Genomic DNA, 21792 nt, shown 5'->3' on the forward strand with positions numbered 1-21792 from the left:
CCGGCGTGGGCACGCGTGCGGGCGAGAACTGCGGGCACTGCCCGCGAAGTGGTGCGCCCCGCACCTGCGGTTGCGGGTGCGGGGCGCGGTGCGGCTGCGTCGTCACGCGGACTTCCAGGCCGGGGGCACCGGGCGGCCGTCGGCGCGCAGGAGCTCGGCCAGGGATGCGGTCAGGTCGGGCCAACGCTCGCGCAGCCACTCCAGGTGCGGGGTGGTGCCGCGCTTGACGACATCGGTGTTGTTCGTCGTGTGGATCAGGACATGCGAAGGCACCCTGACTACTCCTCCGGTGAGGGTCGTTGACGGGAATTCACCGAAGTGATCAACGGACCCGGGCTGTTCGTTACACCTCGTCGACGCCTGGTCGCAAGGCCCGTCGCACTGCCCGGACACGCTGGCCACCGCGCTCCGCTGGCGCGGCCGCGTAGCAGTGGGCGAGGTCTGCTCGAGGCGTCGAGACGCCGAACAACAAGCGCCTGCCTAGGCGGGACCGGGCGGCAGGTGGACCGTCATGATCAGGTGGCAGGTCCCGATACCCGAGCCGCGGTAGGTGTGCGGCGCGTCGGCGTCGAACGTGGCGGTCTGCCCGGCTTCGACGGTGTGCTCGGTACCGTCGACGACCAGGGTCATCCGGCCGGCGGTGACGCTGACGGTTTCCACGACTCCGGCCTGGTGGGGGTGGCTGGGGTATTCCTCGTCCGGTTCCAGCCGCCAGCGCCAGACCTCGACGGGGGCCGGGCCGGAGGTCGTCAGCATGAGCCGGGCCTCGCCACCCCGTTCGCCGGTCCACAGTGGTGCGACGGAGTCGGCGGCCACGACCCGGACACGGCCTTCGGATGGTCCCTGCATCAGGGCGGACACCGACATGCCCAGGGTGTCGGCCAGGCGGACCAGGGTGGCCAGGTTGGGGTTGCCCTGGGCCTTCTCCAGCCCCACCAGGGCACCCTTGCTGACCTGGGCGCGTCGGCTGAGTTCCTCCAGGGACAGACCCGCGCGGATGCGGGCCGCCCGGACGTTGTGCGCGACCGTCCACAGCGCTGCGGCTGTCTCGGCCATCTGATCACCATCCTCGCGGGTTGACCATTTGATTGTACCGCTCGGTCAATCCAGTTGACGAAACCCGGTCTTTCTGTTGTATGGTTCGGTCGATCCAGTGAGCGGCAAGGGAGGTGTTGTGCTCGCTCTGGTGCTGGCCATCGGCAGTTCGCTCGCGTACGGATGCGCCGATTTCCTCGGCGGTCTCGGCGCCCGCAGAGCACACGTGCTGCGCACCGTGACGATCGCCGCCCCGGCCAGTCTCGTTGTCGAGCTGCTGCTGTGGCCGGTGCTCGGCGCCTCGTTCAGCGCTGCGGCCCTCGGCTGGGGTGCCGCATCGGGGGCTGCCTCGGCCGCCGCGTTCGCCCTGCTCTACCGCACCCTGGCGCTCGGTCCGATGAACGTGCTGTCGCCCGTGACCGCCCTGGTGTCCGCCGCACTGCCGGTCGGTGTGGGCATGCTGCAGGGCGAGCGTCTGACCGCCGCCGGACTGGTGGGTCTGCCGCTCGCGTTGGTGGCGGTGGTGCTGGTCAGCGCCGGGCACGGCGCGGGCTCGGCGCGCCCCTCGCGTGCTGCGCTGCTGCTGGCGTTCGGCGCGGGCACCGCGATCGCCCTTCAGCTGGTGTTCCTGCACCAGGCGCCGTCGGACAGCGGGGTGGCTCCGCTGATCGTGGGCCGGGCGGTGTCCTCGACCGTCACCCTGGCCGCGGCGGGGGTGATGCGCCGCAAGCTGGGGCCCGAGCGGCCCGCGTACGCGATCTCGGCCGCCGCGGGGGCGCTGGACTCGGTGGCCAACCTGCTGTTCCTGCTCGCCGCCCGCAGCGGGGACCTCGCTGTCGTCGCCGTGATCGTCGCCCTCTACCCGGCCGGCACGGTCCTGCTCGCCCGCGGTGTGCTCGCCGAACGGATCCAGCAAGGCCAGCTCGTCGGCCTGGGCACCGCCGCCGTCGCCGTCAGCCTCCTCGCCCTGACCTGAGGGGCTTGCAATCCCGCACCGAACCGAAGGGAATACGCCAGCAGCGCCGCCGCCTGGACCGCATCGGTTGCTGGAAGTCCTGATTTTCCCCGCACGAACGGAGCCCTCCCATGACCGCCTTCCGCCTCGCCCCCGCCGTCGCGGACGCCTTTCCCGGCACCCGCATCGCCGTGGTCACCGCCACCGGTCTGCGCGGCCGCGAACCCTGGCCCCGCACCGCCGCCGCCCTGGCCGAACTGGAGCAGCAGCTCGCTGACGGCACCTGGCACCCCGCCGACGAGACCGACCCCCGCATCCAGGCGTGGCACACCGCCTACCGCTCCTTCGGCACCAACCCCCGCCGCGTCCGGCCCAGCGTCGACGCGCTCGGCCGCCGCCTCGCCAAGAGGGGAACCCTGCCGCGCATCAACCCGGCCGTCGACACCTACAACGCCGTCTCCGTCCGCCACGGCCTGCCCGCCGGCGCCTTCGATCTGGACCACGTCACCGGCGACGTCGTCATCCGCCACGCCGAGGGCACCGAGTCCTTCACCCCGCTCGGCGAACCCGACACCGTCGAGAACCCCAAACCCGGCGAGATCATCTACGCCGACACCGCAGGCGTGCTGACGCGTCACTGGAACCACCGCGACGCCCACCGCACCCGCGTCACCGAGGACTCCGCACGCGTCGCCTTCGTCCTCGAAACCCTCCACGCCGACCGCGACGGCCACCTGCTCGAGGACGCGGCGAACGAACTGCGGAGCCTGCTCGCCCCGCACACCGAACAGGTCGCCGTGCACTACCTCAGCCCGGCACAACCCCAGACCACGACCTGAGCACGGCGGCAGCTGAACCGCCCTCGTACGCCGAGTCCGGCCGAGGTCGGCGGTTCGCGTGGTGTCGGCGTTGTGCGCGCGACTCACATTGCCTGAGCCGCCAGCGGGTACGCCAGCAGGGCGGAGGTCCCGCCGGAAGCGGAGCGACGTCCCAGGAGGGCTGATCATGACAGCGACGAAAGCCTCGGTCTTCGACCACGCACTGCACACCGCCAACGCGTGGTTGCACGACGTGGCCAAGGAGTTCGGCACCGACGACCGGCAGTTCGTCCACCGGGTGCTGCGCGCCTGGTTGCACACCCTGCGCGACCGGCTCACGGTCGAGGCCACCGCGCATTTCGCCGCGCAGCTTCCCGAACTGCTGCGGGGCATCTACTACGAGGGGTGGGACCCCAGCGCGGTACCGCAGCGCTACGACGCCGCCGAGTATGCGTCCCGCTTCGCCCGGGACGCCAACATCTCCCTGCAGGACGTGCACCGGGTGGCGCCGACGGTGACAGCTGTCGTCCAGAGCCACGTGTCGCCCGGGCACCTTGGCAAGGTCCTCGACCAACTGCCGAAGGACATGCGGGCGCTGCTGCGAGCACAGGCGTAACCGGTCGCCGTCGCGCCGAGAAAGTCCCGCTGACGCCCCGAATCCGATGTGGCAGGATCGCGCGGGTGAGCAGCAACTCCGCCGCAGCGCAGCGCCTGCGCGACCTCGCGCGGCTGCGCCGCGTCCGCGACCGGATCGACCGCGAGTACGCCCAGCCGCTGGACGTCGAGGCGTTGGCCCGCGGCGTCAACATGTCGGCCGGGCACCTCAGCCGCCAGTTCCGGCTCGCCTACGGCGAGTCGCCGTACAGCTACCTAATGACGCGCCGCATCGAGCGCGCGATGGCGTTGCTGCGCCGTGGTGATCTCAGCGTCACCGAGGTCTGCTTCGCGGTCGGCTGCTCGTCGCTGGGCACCTTCAGCACCCGCTTCACCGAACTGGTCGGCATGCCGCCCAGCGCGTACCGGCGCCACGCGGCGCGCGCGACGGCGGGAATGCCGTCGTGCGTCGCGAAGCAGGTGACCAGACCGATCAGGAATCGAGAAGCACCGGTCGCGACCCGCGGCTAGCGTGACCGCCATGGACATCACCATCCACGAGACATTTCTCCCGCACGACGACCCCGACACCGCCCTGGCGTTCTACCGCGACGCCCTCGGTTTCGAGGTCCGCAACGACGTCGAGTACGCCGGGATGCACTGGATCACGGTCGGCCCGGCCGGCCAACCCGGCACGTCCATCGTGCTGTACCCACCGGCCGCCACCCCCGGCCTCACCGACGACGAGCGCCGCACCATCGCGGGGATGATGGCCAAAGGCACCTACGGCATGATCAACCTGGCCACCAGGGACCTCGACGGCACCTTCGAGCGGCTGCAGGCCCGCGACGCCGAGATCGTCCAGGAGCCGACCGAGCAGCCGTACGGGCGACGCGACTGCGCCGTCCGCGATCCCGCGGGCAACCTGATCCGCATCAACGAGCTGCGCTGACGATCCGGCCCCGGCCCGCGTACGAGGGAGACATGATGAGCATGGCCACGAGCACGGACGCGCAGTCACCCGCGCCACACGCCGCCGACAGCCACGACGTGATCCGCGTGCACGGCGCGCGCGAGAACAACCTGAAGGACCTCAGCGTCGAGATCCCGAAGCGGCGGCTGACGGTGTTCACCGGTGTGTCCGGCTCGGGCAAGACCTCGCTGGTGTTCGACACGATCGCCGCGGAGTCGCAGCGGTTGATCAACGAGACCTACAGCGCGTTCGTGCAGGGCTTCATGCCGGCGCTGGCGCGGCCCGAGGTCGACGTGCTCGAAGGCCTGACGACCGCGATCATCGTCGACCAGGAGCGGATGGGGGGCGACCCCCGCTCCACGGTCGGCACCGCCACCGACGCCAACGCGATGCTGCGCATCCTCTTCAGCCGGCTTGGCAGGCCGCACATCGGCTCGCCGCAGGCGTTCTCCTTCAACGTCGCCTCGATCAGCGGGGCGGGCGCGGTCACCATGGAGCGCGGCGGCCGGACCGTGAAGGAGCGCCGCAGCTTCCGCATCACCGGCGGCATGTGCCCGCGCTGCGAAGGCCGCGGCTCGGTCTCCGACTTCGACCTGACCCAGCTGTACGACGACAGCAAGTCGATCAACGAGGGTCCGTTCCGGATTCCCGGTTACAGCGCGGACGGCTGGTACGGCCGCATCTACGGCGGCTGCGGCTTCTTCGACCCGGACAAGCCGATTCGGGAGTTCACCGAGACCGAGCTGCACGACCTGCTCTACAAGGAGCCGACCAAGATCAAGGTCGACGGCATCAACCTGACGTACGAGGGCCTGATCCCGAAGCTGCAGAAGTCGATGCTGTCCAAGGACCGCGAGGCGATGCAGCCGCACGTCCGGGCGTTCGTGGACCGGGCGATCACCTTCACCTCCTGCCCCGAATGCGGCGGCACCCGGCTCAACGAGGCGGCCCGGTCGTCGAAGATCAAGGGGATCAGCATCGCCGACGCCTGCGCGATGCAGATCAGCGACCTGGCCGAGTGGGTGCGGGGGCTGGACGAACCGTCCGTCGCGCCGCTGCTGACCGCGTTGCGGCACACCCTCGACTCGTTCGTCGAGATCGGGCTGGGCTACCTCAGCCTCGACCGCCCGGCGGGCACGCTCTCCGGCGGTGAGGCGCAGCGCACCAAGATGATCCGCCACCTCGGGTCGTCGCTCACCGACGTCACCTACGTCTTCGACGAGCCGACGATCGGGCTGCACCCGCACGACGTCCAGCGAATGAACAACCTGCTGCGCAAGCTGCGGGACAAGGGCAACACCGTGCTGGTCGTGGAGCACAAGCCGGAGGCGATCGCGATCGCCGACCACGTCGTCGACCTCGGCCCGGGCGCCGGCACCGAGGGCGGCCAGGTGGTGTTCGAGGGCACCGTCGAGGGGCTGCGGGCCAGCGGCACACTCACCGGGCGGCACCTGGACGACCGCGCCTGCCTCAAGCCGTCGGTGCGCACGCCCTGGGGGACGCTGGCGGTGCGCGGCGCCAGCACCCACAACCTGCGGGACGTCGACGTCGACATCCCGCTCGGCGTGCTGGTGGTGGTCACGGGCGTGGCCGGGTCGGGGAAGAGCTCCCTGATTCACGGCTCGGTGTCGGGCCGGGACGGCGTGGTGACGGTCGACCAGACGGCGATCAGGGGCTCACGGCGGAGCAACCCGGCGACCTACACCGGGCTGCTCGACCCGATCCGCAAGGCGTTCGCGAAGGCCAACGGTGTGAAGCCGGCGCTGTTCAGCAGCAACTCCGAGGGCGCCTGCCCGGGCTGCAACGGCGCCGGCGTCATCTACACCGACCTGGCGATGATGGCCGGTGTCGCCACCACCTGCGAGGAGTGCGAGGGGAGACGGTTCCAGGACTCGGTGCTGCACCACCGACTCGGCGGAAAAGACATCAGCGAGGTGCTCGCGATGTCGGTGACCGAGGCCGAGGCGTTCTTCGGCGCGGGCGAGGCGCGGACGCCGGCGGCGCACAAGATCCTGCGGCGGATGGCCGACGTCGGGCTCGGCTACCTCACCCTCGGCCAGCCGCTCACCACGCTGTCCGGCGGCGAGCGGCAGCGGCTCAAGCTGGCCACCCGCATGGCCGAGGAGGGCGGCGTCTACATCCTCGACGAGCCGACCAGCGGCCTGCACCTCGCCGACGTCGAGCAGCTGCTCGGCCTGCTCGACCGGCTCGTGGACGCCGGCAAGTCGGTCATCGTCATCGAGCATCACCTGGCGGTCATGGCGCACGCCGACTGGATCATCGACCTCGGCCCCGGCGCCGGCCACGACGGCGGCCGCATCGTGTTCGAGGGCACCCCCGCCGACCTCGTCGCCACCCGCTCCACCCTCACCGGCGAGCACCTCGCGGCCTACGTCGACGCCTGACCGGCGCCCTCACGGACACCGGGGAGACCCGCTCCCGCTCTACTGCCCCCGTGCCTGCCGGGACGCGCGGGCGTACCGGGCTGGCCAGGAGGATCTTCCCTCCAAGGGAGGTTCTCCGGGCGCGTGCCGTGCCGGGCGGGAACGCCGACCTTACGGTGGTTTTCGCCGAGTCGACGGGGCGGTGTCCGCACCGCTGACCGCCCCGACACCGACATCGCCGAGCCCCGGTGGGGGCAGCGTCGGCGGTGAGGAAACCGGCCCCTGCGGGCCGCACGGGAGGTGCCATGTTCTTCCACGTCCAGCGACTGATCAACGAGATCGTGCCCGACGAGCCCGATCCCGCCGCAGCCAACGTCCTCCAGGAAGGGCTGGGGGGCCAGTTCGGTGAAATGCGCACGATGATGCAGTACCTGTTCCAGAGCTTCAACTTCCGCGGTGCGGACGCCCGGCCGTACCGGGACCTGCTCTACGGCATCGGTACGGAGGAGATCAGCCACGTGGAGCTGATCGCCACCACCATCGCCCGACTCACCGATGGCTCGCCCCGCTACAACGGTGCCAAGGACGACCCGCTGGACCAGCCCGGCGCGCGCGGCATGACTCCGCTGTCGAACGCGTTGTCGCAGGGCAACGTGCACCACTTCCTCGTCGGCGCGCAGGGCGCGCTGCCGGTGGACGCGGTGGGCAATCCGTGGTCGGGTTCGTACGTGTACAACAGCGGCAACCTCGTGCTGGACCTGCTGTACAACCTGATGCTGGAGTCGACCGGTCGGTTGCAGAAGTGCCGCATCTACGAGATGAGTGCGAACAAGACGCTGCGTTCGACGGTGGCCTACCTGATCGTGCGCGACCAGGCGCACGAGAACGCCTACGCCAAGGCGCTGGAGACCCTCGGGGTGAACTGGGGCAAGACCCTGCCGATTCCCAAGACCAACGCCGAGCGCTTCCCCGAGGTGGCCACGCTGCTGGAGAAGGGACTGCACACCAAGCAGTACACCTTCAGCCTCGACCACCTGTCCCAAGCCGGGAAGGTGTTCCGCGGCACGGCACCCGGGCAGGACGGTCAGGTGCTCCGTACCGCGCAGGCACCCGAAGGTTTCCCCATGGACATCGCCCCCGAGCGCCCCGAGGAGTTCAGCCCGGGCCTGGACCCGGCACTGCTCGAACTCATCCAGGCCACAGCGGAGATGGAGGCCGCCGAGGCCGACGAGCCCATCCGCTACAGCCGAGCCTAGAGTTCCCGGCAGCTCGTGCGCCGATCGCCCGCCGCCGTGGTGAGTCGTCAGGGAACGGACTCGCCACGAGCGGGCGAGGCGGTGAGCCGGTGCGCGTCGCGGACCGGCGTCCGGCGTTGCTCGGGGATCGGCGTTTCGTCGATCTCGTAGTGCAGCGATGCCGCGCAGCGCTGGAACTTGTCGATGAGTTCGGCTTCGTCGGCTGCGCCGATGTAGATGTTGGCGAGGTTGTAGCTGTAACTGTCCTGGTCGTAGAGCTCCGAGAGCCGGTCGTGCTCGTGCGCGATGAGATCGATGCTCGTGCCCGGAACAGCTCGTTGCACCGCCGCGGTCTCCTCGGGGGTCGGGTGGCGCACCACGACGCCGTCGGTGAAGTGGCGCAGGAACCACTTGGCCGCGACCTGGTAGCGGCCGCGGCGATGCGGCATCCGCGGGCGGCGTCCGAACGCGAGCTGCAGCATGCAGTGGTGGTTGGTGACGCCGTCGACGTGCTGGAACAGCGCCGCGTGCGACTGGGAGTGCCGGGGGTTGACCTCCAGCAGGCCGATCTCGTCGGTGTCGTGGTCCCAGAAGAACTCGACGTTGAAGGCGGAGTTCACCAGGCCGAGGTGGCGGACCACCCGCTCGGCTGCCGAAATCATGCGGTCGCCGACCGCGCCCGGCAGCGTCGAGGGGTACTGGTAGCGGAGGAAGCTCGGCGTGTCGCCGGAGGTTACGGAGTCCACGATCCCGTAGACGTCCGGTTGACCGCGGTAGCAGTAGCCCTCCACGGTCACCTGCCGGCCGCGCAGCGCTTCCTCGACGATGCACATCTGCCCGCCGATACCGGCGACTTCCGGGGGCAGGTCGACGTGGCTGAGCACCGCCTCGAACGCGTCGCCGACCCGGTGGATCCGGCGGCGAACGGCCTCCAGCGCCGCGCTGAACTCGGCCTGGTCACCGCAGCGGTAGGCGAGCATCCCGGAGAACGACTTCACCGGCTTGAGCCACAGCGGAAAGCGCACCCCGGCCGGGGGTGCGGTGTCGCGTTCCGGGTCGACCAGACCGAAGCGCGGCCACTCGTCGATGACCTTGCGCTGTTCGAGCCGGCACCAGTACTTGTGTTCGCACTTGACGACGGCCGCCAGCGGCGCGTGGTTCGTCAGCCCCATCCGCCGGCACAGGATGGGAACCATCGAGGTGACCGGGAAGTCCCAGTAGCCGACGATCGCATCGGCCGGCCAGCCGGAGGACTGGATGACGCGTTGCGCCTCGTCGAGCAGCCGCATCACCGGAATGTTCTCCCGTAGCTGGAGTTCGTGGATGCCCAGCACGGGGTGGAACCGGTACTGGTGTACGTCCGGTAGTCCCAGCAAAAGCCGCCGGTTGTGGTCGTCGAGCCCCAGCACGAACACGTTCTTCCGCATGTTCGACAATCCTTCCCAGCGCTGAGCTGCTGACCAGGCCGAACCGTTGGTCACCGAACGGTTACCCGGCCGCGGGCCCACCCGAACCGTCCCGGGCAAGGTGCCCGGCGTCTGGCGTGCGGCGCGATCACCACGGTGCGGTGGTCGTGGGCCGCCGCAGCCGGGTGGCCAGCGCGGTGTGACGGCGCCCGGATCCGACGGTGCGGACCGCCTGACCGAGAGCCTTCTTCGACCCCACGAGCACCACGAGCTTTCTGGCGCGGGTGATCGCGGTGTAGAGCAGGTTGCGTTGCAGCATCATCCAGGCGCTGGTGGTCAGCGGGATGACCACGCAGGGGTACTCGCTGCCCTGGGAGCGGTGGATCGTCAGGGCGTAGGAGTGCACCAGTTCGTCGAGTTCGGCGAAGTCGTACTCGACGTCTTCGTCCTCGTCGGTGCGGACCGTCAGAATCTGGCCTTCGACGTCAAGCGCTGTGACGACGCCCTGCGTGCCGTTGAACACGCCGTTGGCGCCCTTGGTGTAGTTGTTCCGGATCTGGGTGACCTTGTCCCCAACGCGGAACACCCGGCCGCCGAACCGGCGTTCCGGTGTGTTCTCGCGTGCCGGTGTCAGGTTCTGCTGCAGCAGCTGGTTGAGCGCGCCCGCCCCGGCCGGGCCGCGGTGCATCGGTGCCAGCACCTGCACGTCAGTGCGTGGGTCGAGGCCGAACTTGCGTGGGATGCGGCGGCACACCACATCCACCAGGAGCTCGGCGGTTTCGTCGGCGTCGTCGACGGAGAACAGGAAGAAGTCGGACAGACCGCGGGTCAGGGGATAGTGCCCGGCGTTGATGCGGTGGGCGTTGCTGACCACACCCGACTCGGCGGCCTGCCGGAACACCTGGTCCAGCCGCACGTGCGGGATGGGGGTGTCCTCGGCCAGCAGGTCGCGCAGCACCTCGCCGGCGCCGACCGACGGCAGCTGGTCGACATCGCCCACGAACAGCAGGTGCGCGCCCTCGGCCACCGCCTTGACGAGTTTGTTGGCCAGCAGCAGGTCCAGCATGGACGCCTCGTCGACGACCACCAGATCGGCGTCCAGCGGGTTGTCCCGGTCGAAGGCAGCGTCTCCGCCGGGTTGCAGCTGCAGCAGCCGGTGCACGGTTGCGGCCTCGTGACCGGTGAGTTCGGTCAGCCGCTTGGCCGCGCGCCCGGTCGGCGCGGCCAGCACGACCTTCGCCCGCTTCGCCCGGGCCAAGGTGACGATGGAGCGCACCGTGAAGCTCTTGCCGCACCCCGGGCCGCCGGTCAGCACCGCGACCTTCTCGGTCAGCGCCAGCCGGACTGCGGCGCGCTGCGCGGGGGCGAGTTCCGCGCCGGTGCTCTCCCGCAGCCATGCGAAGGCTTTGTCCCAGTCCACGGATGCGAACGCCGCCAACCGGTCGTTGCCGGCGTGCAACAACCGCAGCAGCTGGTTGGACAGGGCCACTTCGGCGCGGTGGAACGGCACCAGGTAGACCGCCGGAACCGGATCACCGCGGCCGTCCTCGAGCTCTTCCCGGACCACGCCGCCGTCGGCCAGCAGCTCCGCGAGGCAGTCGACGACAAGGCGCGAGTCCACTGTGAGCATCCGGGTGGCATCGGCGACGAGCTCCGCCTCGGGCAGGTAGCAGTGCCCGTCGCCGGTGGCTTCCGACAGCACGAACTGCAGTCCCGCCTTCACCCGCTGTGGCGAGTCATGCGGAATGCCCACCGCCTGCGCGATGGAGTCGGCGGTCTTGAACCCGATGCCCCACACGTCGGTGGCCAGCTGGTACGGCTCTTCGCGGACCACCCGGATCGCATCGTCGGTGTACTGCTTGTAGATCTTCACCGCGAGTGACGTGGAGACCCCGACGCTCTGCAGGAACAGCATCACCTCCTTGATCGCCTTCTGCTCCTCCCAGGCGTCGGCGATCAGCTTGGTGCGCTTCGGGCCGAGCTTGGGCACCTCGATCAGCCGCTCGGGAGTCCGCTCGATGACCTCCAGCGCGTCGGTCCCGAAGTGGTCGACGATCTTCTCCGCCAGCTTCGGGCCGATGCCCTTGATCAGCCCCGAACCCAGGTACCGCCGAATCCCCTGCACGGTCGCGGGCAGCACGGTGCGGTAGTCGTCGACGTGGAACTGGCGTCCGTACTGCGGGTGCGCACCCCAGCGCCCCCGCATGCGCAGCGTTTCACCGGGCTGCGCGCCGAGCAGCGCGCCGACCACGGTCACCAGGTCGCCGCGGCCGGCGTCGACCCTCGCCACCGTGTATCCGGTCTCCTCGTTGGCGAAGGTGATCCGTTCCAGTGTTCCTTCGAGGACAGCTCCGCCCCGCGACCGGTTTCCGCTCGTTCCCACCCCGCAATAGCTACCACGACCCCGGCGGCCCGCGGCACATGCCAAGGGCGCTGCAGCGCGGCGACGTGCCCGACAGCGTCCACTTCGGACACAGCGGTGCCGCGGTTACCGGTCCGACTCCGGTGCCCGCCGCGCCGCGTCGAGGTGGTCCCGCGCGGCCTGCTCCAGGTGGAGCAGGTCGGAGGAGACCGACGCGAAGGTGAACCCCTCGGCGAGGCGCGTCGCCGCCACCGCGCCAGCCGGGGTGTGGATGCCCACGGCCACTCCCGCCGCCGCGGCGGCCTGACGAATTCTCTCCAGCGCGGCGTCGAACTCGCCGGCCACCGCCGGGTCGTTCGGGAACCGCCCGCCCACCGCCAGGCACAAGTCCGACGGTCCGACGTAGACCCCGTCGAGGCCGGGCGTCGCGCAGATCTCCTCAACGTTGGCCAGCCCGTCGGGCGTCTCGATCATCACCAGCACCACGGTCGCCGCATCGGCCTCGGCGGGCTTGGGCCCGATCCGCAGACCGGAGCGCGTCGGACCGTAGGACCGCCTGCCGACCGGCGGGTACCGGACCGCGGCCACCGCTGCGGCGGCCTGCTCCGGGGTGTCGACCAGCGGCACGATGACCCCGTGCGCCCCGGCGTCCAGCGCCCGCCCGATCGCGGCGGGGTCGTTGGTCTCCACCCGTACCAGGCCCACGCTGGACCCGCCGGCGTCGATGGCGGTCAGCGAGGCCAGCAGCCCCGAGTAGCCCAGCAGGCCGTGCTGGCCGTCCAGGCACACGTAGTCGTAGCCGAGGCGGGCGATCCGCTCGGTCGCGGCCGGCGCGTCGAGCACGGACCAGTAGCCGATCATCGGTTCGCGGGCGCGCAGTCGCGCGGCAAAGGCGTCAGCGGCGCTCATGTTCTTGTCCTCCTGCGGGCATGGGTGGTGGTCGACCGTTCGGTGGGTGGTGGCAGTCACAGTGGCACGCGTCGCGCGTTTCGTGCAAGATGTTTTGCGCGATGTGCGCAACTCGGACGTCCAGAGGCGGGCTCTGTTTCCGGAGGCGGGTATCGTTTGCGCGAAATGCGCAGTACGGCGCGGGAGGCTCAGCCGCGTCGACATCCGGCCCGAGGAGGACGACCGATGCCCCCAGCAGCGTCGCGTGCCCGCCGGGACGAGATCGTCCGGCTCACGGAGCGCACCGGCCTCGCCAGCGTGCTCGAGCTGTCCCGCAGGTTCGGCGTCACGGTGTCGACGATCCGCCGCGACCTCGCCCGGCTGCACCGAGGGCAAGCTGACCCGCACCTATGGCGGCGCGATCGCCCGCGAACCGGCCCCGGAAGCCTCACTGCGCCACCGCATCGGTGAGGACCTCACCGTCAAGCGGCGCATCGCGCGGTGCGCGCGGGCGCAGGTCCGCACGGGCGAGACCGTCCTGCTCGACGCCGGATCCACGGTCGGCGCGCTCGCCCACGACCTCCGCGATGCCGAGCACCTGACGGTCGCTGGACGCTGGTGACCGACGCGACCGCGCCGCGGGGCTTCGTCGAGGCGCTGCGCGGCACCGGCGTCGACGTCGTGCTCACCTAGCCCGCGGCCCGCCGAACGTGGTCGTCGAGTCCGAGCCGGAGGTCCCGGTGGTGCCGGTCTGCGGCCCCGAGGTGCCGCTGCCACTGGTTCCCGATGTCCCCGAGGTGCCGTGGGTCGCGGTGGTGCCCGGCGCCGGAACCTGCGGTGGATGGGTCTTGGTCGGGGTCAGGTGCACGGCTGCTGGTGGCCGCGGGGCGGCAGGCGTCGGCGCGGACAGCGCCAAACCGGCGGCCAGCACCACGGCCAGCGCGGTCGCCGCGGCGAGCGCGAGGACGACGAGTCGTGCGGGCATCATGGGCACCCCCCATGCCGTCGAGGTTCACTCGCCCACCAGGATGAGCCCGCGCACCCGGGATCGGGGTGGGTCCAACGTCCCGGCCACGCGGGAACGCGGGTCGCTCGATAGGTTCGAATCCCGCGGCGAGCTCCCGTGACCGCCGGTGGCCCGCCGTAGCGTTTCGGCATGAACGGGATTGTCAAGAGGAGCGAGCCGCGCACCTCCGTCGCGCAGAACCTCCTCGAGGAGCAGGTGGGAAACGGGTTCACCGCGGCGCAGCAGTACGTGGCGATCGCCGTGTGGTTCGACCAGCGGGACCTGCCGAGGTTGGCCGCGCACTTCTACCGGCGCGCGGCGCGCAGGCGCGAGGACGCGATGCGCGTCGTCCAGTACATGATGGACAACAACATCGCGGTCGAGATCCCCGGGGTGCCGTCGGTGCGCAACGATTTCGCCGACCCCCGCGAACCGATCGCCCTGGCCCTGGAGCAGGAACACGCCGCGACGCGCGAGTTCACGGCGCTGTCCGAGCAGATGCGCCGGGAGGGCGACCACCGCGGCGAGCAGTTGCTGCGCTGTTCCTGACCGCGCAGGTGGACAACGTCTCGCAGCTGACCACGATGCTCAACGTCGTGGACCGCGCCCAGGGTGACATGTTCGACCTGGAGACCTACCTCGCCCGCGACCCGGTCCCCGCCAGCAGGCACGACTCGGCGGCCCCGCACCCCGCCGACCGGACGGGGGCGTGACCGCGCTCCGGCCGCCCGCGAGCTGGTGACCATCGGCTCTGGCCGCGGGTGCGGCGCGGGGCGATGGTCTGAGGTGGAGACCAGCTCGGCGGACAGGGCTGGCCGGAGGGGCGGACCATGATCCCGCAGCTGCGGAAACCGGTCGTCGTCGGGATCGACGGGGCCGCGTCGGCGCTGGACGCGGTGCGGTGGGCCGCGGTGGAGGCGCAGCGGCGCGGCACCGGGCTGCGCGTCGTCTGCTGCGACGTCTTCGCGCTGGTCTACCTGCCGGACGTGCCGACCGTGCGGCTGCCGGAATCGTTCCGCAACGCCGTCGCCGAGCAGGCCGCGCAGTGGTTGCAGCAAGCCAGGACCGCGGCCTGGCAGCAGGCCCCGCGCCTGCGGTACGTGCGCACGTTCATCCGCCCCGGGACACCGGTGCCCGCCCTGCTCGACGAGTCGAAACGCGCGCAACTGGTGGTGGTGGGTAGCCGGGGCCTGGGACCGGTCAGTGGGGCGTTCGCGGGATCGGTCGCCGTGGAGCTGTCCGCACACGCCGAATGCCCGGTCGCCATCATCCGCCGACCGGTCGCGACCGAACCCGACGCGCCGGTCGTCGTCGGGGTGGACGGCAACGCCGACCACGCGCTGGAGACCGCGTTCGAATGCGCGGCGCAGCGCCGGGCGCCGTTGGAGGCAGTGCACGCCTGGCACACCGTCGGCACCGCGCGGGCCTGGCGCAACTTCCACGACGAGGGCCGCGCCGCGGTGCTGCAACGGGAGGAAGAGCGGATTCTCGACGAGACGCTCGCCCCGTGGTGCGAGAAGTACCTCGACGTCGAGGTGCGGCGGATCGTGGCGCAGGACACGCCGGCGCGGGCGCTGCTCCGGCACGCGCAGCACGCCCAGCTGGTGGTCGTGGGATCCCGCGGACGCGGGGCGTTCGCCGGCTTGGTGCTCGGGGCCACGAGCCAGCAGTTGGTGCACCACGCGCCGTGCCCGCTCATCGTCGCGGGTTGAGAACCAGGGGAGGACTCGATGCACTGGGACGGTTACGGCTGGGGGGTGTGGGGACTGACGATGATGACGGTCAGCATGGTCCTGTTCTGGGCACTGGTCGTCCTGGCGATCGTCGCGCTGGTCCGCTACCTGCAGCGCAGCGGCCGGGTCGAGCGCGGCACGGGCACCGCGGAGGAGCTGCTGGCGGAGCGGTTGGCCCGCGGCGAGATCGACGAGGAGGAGTACCGGCGCAGGCGCGCGGCGCTCGGTGAACGCTGGAAACGGTGAGGGGGTGCAAGCCGTGACCGCTGGGGACTTCATCGTGGTGGGCGTCGACGGATCGGACGCCAGCGCCCGGGCGCTGCAGTGGGCCCTGGCCGAAGGGCGGCGGCGGGACGTGCCGGTGCACGCGGTCATGGCCTGGGAGTCACACGCGGTCCTCGGCGGACCGGCGCCGCTGCTCATGCGCCCCGAGCTGGCCCCGCACCACGCGCGCGAACAGCACTGGAAGGAGCTGAACCAGGTGGTGCGCCGCTGCACCGGTGGGGAACCGGTGCCGGAGGTGCACATCGAGCTGGTCGAGGGCCGCGCCGCCGAGGTGCTGGTCAACCGGTCGGCACACGCGGCCATGCTGGTCCTGGGCGACCGCGGGCGCGGACGCGTCACCGATGCGGTGCTGGGTGGCACGGCACTGCGCGCCATCCACCGGGCGCGGTGCCCCGTGGTCGTCATCCCCAAGGGAATGCCGGAGCAGGGCGGCCGGAGCGAACCGGACGGGCTGGAGGCCATCGACCCGGTGCTGGGTTGAGGCCGTCAGCACGTGGTGGTCCCGGCCGCACCGGGCTCCAGCGAGAAGCGGGCGGTTTCTCCCGGGCCGAGCTGGATCGTGCGGCTGCCGCAGGCGCAGGTCACCGGTTCGCGGGTGTGCCCGGCCGCGGTGCGCACCGTCGCGGTGCGGCCGGTGACCCGGATGGTGAGGGGCTGTCCGCGGAACCGGATGGACAGCTCCAGCGGGCCGAGCTCCGCGGGCCACAGCGGGTTGAGCCGCAGCACGCCGCCGCGGACCTCGATCCCCGCGAAGCAGCGCTGCAGCAGGTCGATGCTGCCTGCCATGGCAGCCAGGTGGATGCCCTCGGAGGTGGTGCCGTGCTGGGTGTCGTGCAGGTCGCTGGCCAGCACCTCGTCGAAGAACTTTAGCGCCCGGTGCCTGCGGCTGCGGGCGAGGACCCAGGCGTGCACCACGGCGCTGAGCGTCGAACCGTGGCTCGTGCGCTCGAGGTAGTAGTCGATGTTGTCGGGGATGCTGGGCATCGGGTAGCCGAGCCCGGTGAACAGCTCCGCCAGTTCCTCCGCCGACAGCAGGTGGAACAACATCAGCACGTCGGCCTGCTTGGACGCCTGGTAGCGGTTGGGGTCGTCGCCCTCGGCTTCCAGGATGCGGTCCAGGCGCTGGATGTCGCCGTAGCGCCGCCGGTAGGCGGCCCAGTCCAGTTCGGCCAGCTGCTCGTAGCCCTCGAACTGGCTGATGATCCCGTCGCCGTGGAACGGCACGAACATGCGTTGCGCGATGCGTTTCCAGCGGTCGATCTCGTGGTGGCGGATGTCCAGCGCGTCGACGAGCTCGCCGCGGCGGTCGGCGGGCAGCTCCCGCAGGACCTGCACGGCCGTGCGGCACAGCCAGGCCGTCATGACGTTGGTGTAGGCGTTGTTGTCGATGCCCGGCCGGTTTGAGCCAGGGTAGGCGGTGTGGTACTCGTCCGGCCCGACCACACCGCGGATGACGTAGCGGTCCCGGCTGTGGTCGTGGTCGGCCAGGGAGGCGAAGAACCGGGTGATCTCCAGGATCATCTCGGCCCCGTGGTCCTGGTGGAACTCGTCGTCCCCGGTGGCCTGGTGGTAGTGCCACGTGTTGTGGGCGATGGCGATGCCGATGTGGCGCTGCAGGTGCGTGTGGTCGACCAGCCAGCGGCCGGAGAGCGGGTTGAGGTGTACCAGCTGGCTTTCCTCCCGCCCGTTGCTGCCGCTCTGCCACGGGAACATCGCCCCGGCGAAGCCGTTGTCGCGGGCGGCTTTCCGGGCGCGCGGCAGGCGGCGGTAGCGGTAGCGCAGCAGCGCGCGGGTCAGCTGCGGCAGGTGCAGCGTGAGGCTGGGGAGCACGAACAGCTCGTCCCAGAAGATGTGCCCGCGGTATGCCTCGCCGTGCAGCCCGCGGGCGGGGATCCCCACGTCGAGGTCGGCGGTGTGCGGTGACACCGTCTGCAGCAGATGGCACAGGTGCAGGCGAACCGCCTGCTGCGCGGGCTCGCTGGTGGACAGTCCGAAGTGGAACGCGGTGTGCAGCCGTGCCCACGCCAGGCAGTGCGACCGCAACAGGTCGTCGAAGTCGGCGGCGTCCCGCACCTGTTCGATGGCCTCGGCGACGGGTTCGGTGCTGGCGAAGTCCCGCGACGTGTGTAGCGAGACGATCTTGTCGACCCGCACTTCGGCGTTCCGGTCGACGTCCGCGGTGATGTCGTGGGCGATCACCCCGTCGCGCCGCACGAGGACGGGGGTGGCGTCGGGAACCTCGCCGTCCACGAGCACCCGGACGCGCTGGGCTTCGGCGATGCGGATGCGCGACTGTGAGGTCCGCGCGTGCAGGACCACCACGTCCGGGCCGATCTCGGCGGTGCGGACGTCGGCGAGGTGCCGCCCGTCGAGTTCGCGGTAGCGCTCGACACCGCTGTTGGTCACGGTCCCGTCGATCCCGCACCGGATCGTCAGCGGGCCCGACCAGTCCTCGGCGACGAGCGTGGTCTCCAGCCCGGCGAGGTGGGGTTCGGCCATGTGCACGACGCGGCGCTGCACGACCCTGGTGGTGCGCCCGCGCCCGTCGCGGAACCGCAGACGGCGGACCAGGATGCCGCGATCGAGGTCCATCTCCTGCTCGTGGTCGAGCAGCTCCACCCGTGCCGGGTCGAACCACGGGCCGTCGCCGACCCGGAAGGTGAGCAGCAGCCAGTTGGGCGCGTTGACCAGCGACTCGTGCTCCACCTCGCGCCCGGCCACCGCCGAGGTGAGCCGGTTGTAGCAGCCCGCGATGTACGTGCCCGGGTAGTGCACGCCGTCGGCGCGTGACTCCGGTGCCGCTCCGCGTGTGGCGAAGTAGCCGTTGCCCAGCGTGCACAGGGCCTCCCGGCGGCCCTCGTCGCCCGGGTCGAAGCCGCGGTAGATGATCTGCCACGTGCTCATGACGGTCCCCTGACATCGTCCACCGGGAACGGTGCGCCAGCTGTGCCGCGGGGAGTTTCCCCGGGGCGTGCCCATCATCGGCCGCAAAGCGGCCCGGTGCAGCGCAAAAGTCTCGAACCGCTGTTCGGCGCAGGGCCGAGTTGTGCGGCGCCACCGCGGTCGTACGGTCGGGGCGGGGGAGGAGGCGCACATGCGCGAGGCCGACGTCGTGGGCGTTGATGGTTCCGACTCCGCGGTGGGCGCCGTTCGGTGGGCGGCGCGGGACGCGGCCCTGCACCGCGTCCCGCTGCGGCTGCTGGCCGTCCGGCCGGACCCCCTCCCGGCTTCCGTGCCCGAGGCGGACACCAACACCTGGGAGGACCGGCTGTCGGCAGCCGCGCGAGCCGCCGCCGACGCGGCCCCGGGAATCGAGGTGATCTCGGAGGTCCGCCGCGGTGCCCCGCACGGGGTCCTCGTCGACGAGTCCGAGCGGGCTCGACGGGTGGTCGTGGGCATTCGCGGCGCCGGCGAACGCACCGGGCTGCCGGTCGGTTCCACCGCCGAGGCGGTCGCCGTGCATGCGCGGTGCCCCGTCGTCGTGGTGCGCGGCCGGCCCGCTGATCCGGCGGCCCCGGTCCTCGTCGGTGTTGACGGGTCCCGCGTCGGCGAACCGGCGGTGACCGCGGCGTTCGAGGAGGCGTCGGTCCGCGGGGTTGCCCTGGTGGCCGTGCACGTCTGGATCGACGTCGGCCCGGAGCCCTGGCAGGCGGTCGACGAGGACGCCGAGCGGGCCGAGATCGACCAGGCGGCGCGTGCGGTGCTCGCCGAACGCCTGGCAGGGTGGCAGGAGCGGCACCCGGACGTCGAGGTCCACCGGGTGGTCGAACGGGACCGCCCGGTGCGCTCCCTGGTGCGGCACGCCGCGGACGCGCAACTGGTCGTGGTGGGCAGCCGCGGTCGCGGCGGTATGACCGGCCTGCTGCTCGGCTCGACCAGCCGGGCGCTGCTGCACATGGCCCCGTGCCCGGTCCTCATCGCCCGCACCCCGCAGAAGTGACCACAGTGGACTCATGGCGGTGGTGCCGCGTGGGCGGGTCTCACACGACGTCGAGCCGGGGCACGGCGGACGCCGCTCGTGCCGCGCAGGCCACGGCTTCGGCGTCGTCGACGCGGTCGATCCGCACCACCATGGCGGGAACCGCGCGCGTACCCGGTTCCCTGGTATAACCCGCGAAGGTCCGGGTCGTGTGGTTGTAGACGACAGCCCGGGCGGTGTTCCAGTCGACGTGGCGGAACTGCCGCTGCAGCAGGCCGGCGAACAGGAAGAGCAGTCGCCGGTTCGTGCAGGCCAGCACACCGAGGCCGTCGCCCTGCGCGGCGGCGAGAGCCAGCACGCGTTCCTCCGGTTGGAGGTAGTCCGGCAGCAGGGCGATCTTCGTCATCGTCCCGACGCGCGCACCGCGCATTCGCTCCAGCGCCGCGGCGACGTCGGGGCGGAACGTCCGGGGTGGGGGCGTCGCGGGCAAGGGACGAGCGGAGCGCGCTACGGTGTGGAAGGTCCACCGGTGGCCGTCCCAGTACCGCAGCAGCGACTCGTCGAGCGGATCGGGCAACCACGCCGGCGGTCGGGCCGGAACGGGCGGCGGCATCATGGTCGTGCACCGCCATGGGTGGCGAGATCCGCCGTTGCCGGGAACGCGGGCACCGCCGCACCTGCCGGGCCGGAGCGGAGGCGGGAGGAAACCCGCCATTCGACCGCCTGGGCCGTGTCGGTGTACTCCAGCACGTGGTCCTCGCCCAGCTCGACCAGGACGTCCCGCACCTCGGCCGGGGTGGCGCGGAAGAACTCGCAGCGCGGGTTGACGAGGTTGACTCGCTTGTGCGCCAACCGCTGGTGCAGGGCGGTTGTCAGGCTTACCGCGTCCGTGGCGAAGAACAGGGCGTGGGTGTCGAACCGGAAGGGCACGGAGTCCTCGCCGAGCTCCCGGATCCGGTCCATCGGATCGAGCCGCCGCGTCATGCCGATCTTGACCATGTCGGGCCCGAACGCCCCGATGTTGGAGACCACGTAGACGTACCCGGCGCGCGCGTTGGCGGCCCGTTGCTCCACCCCGGCGATGGCCTCCTTGACCGACGCGAGCTGCTTGCGCGCACGTGCGAGCGCCTCGGCGTCCCCGATCGCCGCGAGCTTCGCGACGACGCCGGCGTAGCGGGCGCGCTCCTTGGCCAGGCGCGCCCGCTCCCGCGCGATCTCCTGGGCCACCTTGGCGTCCTCGCGGAGCCGTTCGCGGTGGGCCCACGCCCGCTCCCGCGAGTCCGCCACCTTCGCCAGATGGTCGGCGGTGAGGTCGATCTCCCGCAGCCGCAGGCTGTGGTAGTTGGCGGAGATGGTGATGTGCAGCGAGGCGCCGAGCCTGGCGATGGTGTCCCGGCTTGTCGTCAGTCGCGTCTTCACCGCGTCGCGGGTGTGCGGTGTGACGGACCGCACCGCGTGGTCGGCCTCGATGTTGTAGGCGCGCAACATCAGCTTGGCCATGTCCCGCGCGAGCTCGCGGCCTTCACCCGTCGGCCCGGACCAGTCGACGTGGCAGGTCACGGCATCGGTGCGGGCCGCGTTCCTGATCCGCTGCCGCAGCGCGGCCAACATGTCCTGGTAGGCGAGCGCGTCGTCCAGGGGGTGCGCGTACTCGTAGCTGCCGACTTCCTGAAGCAGCGCGACTTCCCGCGTCTCGACCACCTGTGCGCGCAAGGCGTCGACCTCGGCTCTGAGCTGCTGCTCCGCCGAACTGAGCACGGAGTACTCGCTCCGCGACTGGTGCACGGCGGACCGCAGCTGCCGCAGTTCGGCCTCCAGCGCGGCGGTTTCCGTGCCACGGAGCTGCCCTGTCCACGCCCGCAGCTCGGCAATGATGCCGTGCGCCTCGGCCAACTGCTGCTGCAGCTCAGCGACCTCGTCGTTGTTGCCGGACAACGCCACCTCGATCCTCTCGTCGACCACCACCTGGACCTGCCGCCGACCACGGCAGCCCCAGATCACAGAGTGGATCCTGCCGACGACCGACCGCGTTACCACCGCTTGGCTGAACTCCGGCGACATTCACCGGAGTGGCCTAGCTCCGCGGCGGTGTTGCACCTGGTTCGGCAGCCGTCCGGTCCCGATGTCATCGTCCGAATGGGCGGGCGTGTGTCCTGCGTCACGCCCATTGTCCCCCGTGGACAGAACCCGCCCACCGGG

Annotated in this window: 24 protein-coding genes; 15 read left to right on the forward strand and 9 right to left on the reverse strand. The window is 71.2% G+C overall.

Annotation, left to right across the window (positions count from 1 at the left end; genetic code table 11):
* Nucleotides 1-102: 102 nt before the first annotated feature.
* Both IEY17_RS19945 and IEY17_RS19950 read right to left on the reverse strand, forming a co-directional pair.
* On the reverse strand, nt 103-273 hold the full coding sequence (locus tag IEY17_RS19945) for a hypothetical protein (protein WP_188990020.1): 171 nt from the start codon (nt 271-273) through the stop codon (nt 103-105).
* Nucleotides 274-480: 207 nt separating this feature from the next.
* On the reverse strand, nt 481-1056 hold the full coding sequence (locus IEY17_RS19950) for a helix-turn-helix domain-containing protein (protein ID WP_188990022.1): 576 nt from the start codon (nt 1054-1056) through the stop codon (nt 481-483).
* A 118-nt stretch (nt 1057-1174) separates the two neighbouring features.
* Between IEY17_RS19950 and IEY17_RS19955 the strand changes: the two genes are divergently transcribed.
* From IEY17_RS19955 to IEY17_RS19985, 7 genes are all read left to right on the forward strand, one after another.
* A complete protein-coding gene (locus IEY17_RS19955; RefSeq protein ID WP_188990159.1) occupies nt 1175-2011 on the forward strand; it encodes an EamA family transporter in 837 nt (278 codons plus the stop codon).
* Between the two features lie 110 nt (nt 2012-2121).
* The gene (locus IEY17_RS19960; RefSeq protein WP_188990024.1) at nt 2122-2829 is read left to right on the forward strand and encodes a B3/B4 domain-containing protein; all 708 of its coding nucleotides are present in this window, start codon (nt 2122-2124) and stop codon (nt 2827-2829) included.
* Nucleotides 2830-2995: 166 nt separating this feature from the next.
* Nucleotides 2996-3424 carry a DUF2267 domain-containing protein gene (locus tag IEY17_RS19965; RefSeq protein ID WP_188990026.1) on the forward strand — a complete coding sequence of 143 codons (429 nt, stop codon included), beginning with the start codon at nt 2996-2998 and terminating at the stop codon, nt 3422-3424.
* A 65-nt stretch (nt 3425-3489) separates the two neighbouring features.
* Complete coding sequence (locus IEY17_RS19970) at nt 3490-3933, forward strand: helix-turn-helix transcriptional regulator (RefSeq protein ID WP_188990028.1); 444 nt, start codon at nt 3490-3492, stop codon at nt 3931-3933.
* 10 nt (nt 3934-3943) lie between these two features.
* The gene (locus tag IEY17_RS19975) at nt 3944-4354 is read left to right on the forward strand and encodes a VOC family protein (protein WP_188990030.1); all 411 of its coding nucleotides are present in this window, start codon (nt 3944-3946) and stop codon (nt 4352-4354) included.
* A gap of 35 nt (nt 4355-4389) precedes the next feature.
* Nucleotides 4390-6780, forward strand: a complete 2391-nt coding sequence (locus IEY17_RS19980) for an ATP-binding cassette domain-containing protein (RefSeq protein WP_188990033.1) — start codon at nt 4390-4392, stop codon at nt 6778-6780.
* A 284-nt stretch (nt 6781-7064) separates the two neighbouring features.
* Nucleotides 7065-8015: a manganese catalase family protein gene (locus IEY17_RS19985; RefSeq protein WP_188990035.1), complete on the forward strand. Its 951-nt coding sequence runs from the start codon at nt 7065-7067 to the stop codon at nt 8013-8015.
* 47 nt (nt 8016-8062) lie between these two features.
* Here IEY17_RS19985 and IEY17_RS19990 read toward each other — a convergent pair whose 3' ends face one another.
* The 3 genes from IEY17_RS19990 to IEY17_RS20000 all read right to left on the reverse strand — a co-directional run bounded on the left by IEY17_RS19990 (nt 8063) and on the right by IEY17_RS20000 (nt 12671).
* Nucleotides 8063-9421: an ATP-grasp domain-containing protein gene (locus IEY17_RS19990; RefSeq protein WP_188990037.1), complete on the reverse strand. Its 1359-nt coding sequence runs from the start codon at nt 9419-9421 to the stop codon at nt 8063-8065.
* Nucleotides 9422-9548: 127 nt separating this feature from the next.
* Nucleotides 9549-11783, reverse strand: coding sequence for an SF1B family DNA helicase RecD2 (recD2, locus tag IEY17_RS19995; protein WP_188990039.1), 2235 nt, complete (start codon nt 11781-11783; stop codon nt 9549-9551).
* A gap of 105 nt (nt 11784-11888) precedes the next feature.
* Complete coding sequence (locus IEY17_RS20000; protein ID WP_188990041.1) at nt 11889-12671, reverse strand: HpcH/HpaI aldolase family protein; 783 nt, start codon at nt 12669-12671, stop codon at nt 11889-11891.
* A 225-nt stretch (nt 12672-12896) separates the two neighbouring features.
* Between IEY17_RS20000 and IEY17_RS25550 the strand changes: the two genes are divergently transcribed.
* Nucleotides 12897-13121 carry a DeoR family transcriptional regulator gene (locus tag IEY17_RS25550; protein ID WP_229680341.1) on the forward strand — a complete coding sequence of 75 codons (225 nt, stop codon included), beginning with the start codon at nt 12897-12899 and terminating at the stop codon, nt 13119-13121.
* 67 nt (nt 13122-13188) lie between these two features.
* Nucleotides 13189-13272: a hypothetical protein gene (locus IEY17_RS25555; RefSeq protein WP_229680357.1), complete on the forward strand. Its 84-nt coding sequence runs from the start codon at nt 13189-13191 to the stop codon at nt 13270-13272.
* 63 nt (nt 13273-13335) lie between these two features.
* Here the strand turns inward: IEY17_RS25555 and IEY17_RS20010 are convergent, their stop codons facing one another.
* Nucleotides 13336-13635, reverse strand: a complete 300-nt coding sequence (locus tag IEY17_RS20010; protein WP_188990043.1) for a hypothetical protein — start codon at nt 13633-13635, stop codon at nt 13336-13338.
* A gap of 171 nt (nt 13636-13806) precedes the next feature.
* Between IEY17_RS20010 and IEY17_RS20015 the strand changes: the two genes are divergently transcribed.
* From IEY17_RS20015 to IEY17_RS20030, 5 genes are all read left to right on the forward strand, one after another.
* The gene (locus IEY17_RS20015; protein WP_308424009.1) at nt 13807-14205 is read left to right on the forward strand and encodes a ferritin-like domain-containing protein; all 399 of its coding nucleotides are present in this window, start codon (nt 13807-13809) and stop codon (nt 14203-14205) included.
* An 8-nt stretch (nt 14206-14213) separates the two neighbouring features.
* Complete coding sequence (locus tag IEY17_RS25970) at nt 14214-14369, forward strand: hypothetical protein (protein ID WP_308424010.1); 156 nt, start codon at nt 14214-14216, stop codon at nt 14367-14369.
* Between the two features lie 117 nt (nt 14370-14486).
* Entirely contained in the window at nt 14487-15368 is an 882-nt protein-coding gene (locus IEY17_RS20020) for a universal stress protein (protein WP_188990045.1), read from the forward strand.
* Nucleotides 15369-15386: 18 nt separating this feature from the next.
* Nucleotides 15387-15635, forward strand: coding sequence for an SHOCT domain-containing protein (locus IEY17_RS20025; RefSeq protein WP_188990047.1), 249 nt, complete (start codon nt 15387-15389; stop codon nt 15633-15635).
* 13 nt (nt 15636-15648) lie between these two features.
* The gene (locus IEY17_RS20030) at nt 15649-16155 is read left to right on the forward strand and encodes a universal stress protein (protein WP_188990049.1); all 507 of its coding nucleotides are present in this window, start codon (nt 15649-15651) and stop codon (nt 16153-16155) included.
* Nucleotides 16156-16160: 5 nt separating this feature from the next.
* Here IEY17_RS20030 and IEY17_RS20035 read toward each other — a convergent pair whose 3' ends face one another.
* Nucleotides 16161-18578 (reverse strand): glycoside hydrolase family 65 protein, encoded by a 2418-nt coding sequence (locus IEY17_RS20035; protein ID WP_188990051.1) that lies wholly within the window; start codon nt 18576-18578, stop codon nt 16161-16163.
* Nucleotides 18579-18768: 190 nt separating this feature from the next.
* On the opposite strand from IEY17_RS20035, the gene IEY17_RS20040 reads away from it, so the two are divergent.
* The gene (locus IEY17_RS20040; RefSeq protein ID WP_188990053.1) at nt 18769-19614 is read left to right on the forward strand and encodes a universal stress protein; all 846 of its coding nucleotides are present in this window, start codon (nt 18769-18771) and stop codon (nt 19612-19614) included.
* 40 nt (nt 19615-19654) lie between these two features.
* On the opposite strand, the gene IEY17_RS20045 is transcribed toward IEY17_RS20040, so the two are convergent.
* Nucleotides 19655-20209, reverse strand: coding sequence for a DUF2510 domain-containing protein (locus tag IEY17_RS20045; RefSeq protein ID WP_229680342.1), 555 nt, complete (start codon nt 20207-20209; stop codon nt 19655-19657).
* Nucleotides 20206-21594: an SNIPE associated domain-containing protein gene (locus IEY17_RS20050; protein ID WP_229680343.1), complete on the reverse strand. Its 1389-nt coding sequence runs from the start codon at nt 21592-21594 to the stop codon at nt 20206-20208. Before IEY17_RS20050 ends, IEY17_RS20045 begins: the two co-directional genes overlap by 4 nt.
* Nucleotides 21595-21792: the final 198 nt, after the last annotated feature.

The organism is Saccharopolyspora thermophila (genome assembly GCF_014646075.1).
GTDB classification, from domain to species: domain Bacteria; phylum Actinomycetota; class Actinomycetes; order Mycobacteriales; family Pseudonocardiaceae; genus Saccharopolyspora; species Saccharopolyspora thermophila.

What these genes read in the sequence shown, in the direction of transcription:
- IEY17_RS20045 (WP_229680342.1), bottom strand. Translation starts at nt 20,209, where the DNA reads ATGATGCCGCCGCCCGTTCCGGCCCGACCGCCGGCGTGGTTGCCCGAT.
- IEY17_RS19980 (WP_188990033.1), top strand. Translation starts at nt 4,390, where the DNA reads ATGAGCATGGCCACGAGCACGGACGCGCAGTCACCCGCGCCACACGCC.
- IEY17_RS19950 (WP_188990022.1), bottom strand. Translation starts at nt 1,056, where the DNA reads ATGGCCGAGACAGCCGCAGCGCTGTGGACGGTCGCGCACAACGTCCGG.
- IEY17_RS19985 (WP_188990035.1), top strand. Translation starts at nt 7,065, where the DNA reads ATGTTCTTCCACGTCCAGCGACTGATCAACGAGATCGTGCCCGACGAG.
- IEY17_RS20035 (WP_188990051.1), bottom strand. Translation starts at nt 18,578, where the DNA reads ATGAGCACGTGGCAGATCATCTACCGCGGCTTCGACCCGGGCGACGAG.
- IEY17_RS20020 (WP_188990045.1), top strand. Translation starts at nt 14,487, where the DNA reads ATGATCCCGCAGCTGCGGAAACCGGTCGTCGTCGGGATCGACGGGGCC.
- IEY17_RS20010 (WP_188990043.1), bottom strand. Translation starts at nt 13,635, where the DNA reads ATGCCCGCACGACTCGTCGTCCTCGCGCTCGCCGCGGCGACCGCGCTG.
- IEY17_RS19960 (WP_188990024.1), top strand. Translation starts at nt 2,122, where the DNA reads ATGACCGCCTTCCGCCTCGCCCCCGCCGTCGCGGACGCCTTTCCCGGC.
- IEY17_RS20040 (WP_188990053.1), top strand. Translation starts at nt 18,769, where the DNA reads ATGCGCGAGGCCGACGTCGTGGGCGTTGATGGTTCCGACTCCGCGGTG.
- IEY17_RS20025 (WP_188990047.1), top strand. Translation starts at nt 15,387, where the DNA reads ATGCACTGGGACGGTTACGGCTGGGGGGTGTGGGGACTGACGATGATG.
- IEY17_RS19965 (WP_188990026.1), top strand. Translation starts at nt 2,996, where the DNA reads ATGACAGCGACGAAAGCCTCGGTCTTCGACCACGCACTGCACACCGCC.
- IEY17_RS25550 (WP_229680341.1), top strand. Translation starts at nt 12,897, where the DNA reads ATGCCCCCAGCAGCGTCGCGTGCCCGCCGGGACGAGATCGTCCGGCTC.
- IEY17_RS19975 (WP_188990030.1), top strand. Translation starts at nt 3,944, where the DNA reads ATGGACATCACCATCCACGAGACATTTCTCCCGCACGACGACCCCGAC.
- IEY17_RS20000 (WP_188990041.1), bottom strand. Translation starts at nt 12,671, where the DNA reads ATGAGCGCCGCTGACGCCTTTGCCGCGCGACTGCGCGCCCGCGAACCG.
- IEY17_RS20015 (WP_308424009.1), top strand. Translation starts at nt 13,807, where the DNA reads ATGAACGGGATTGTCAAGAGGAGCGAGCCGCGCACCTCCGTCGCGCAG.
- IEY17_RS19990 (WP_188990037.1), bottom strand. Translation starts at nt 9,421, where the DNA reads ATGCGGAAGAACGTGTTCGTGCTGGGGCTCGACGACCACAACCGGCGG.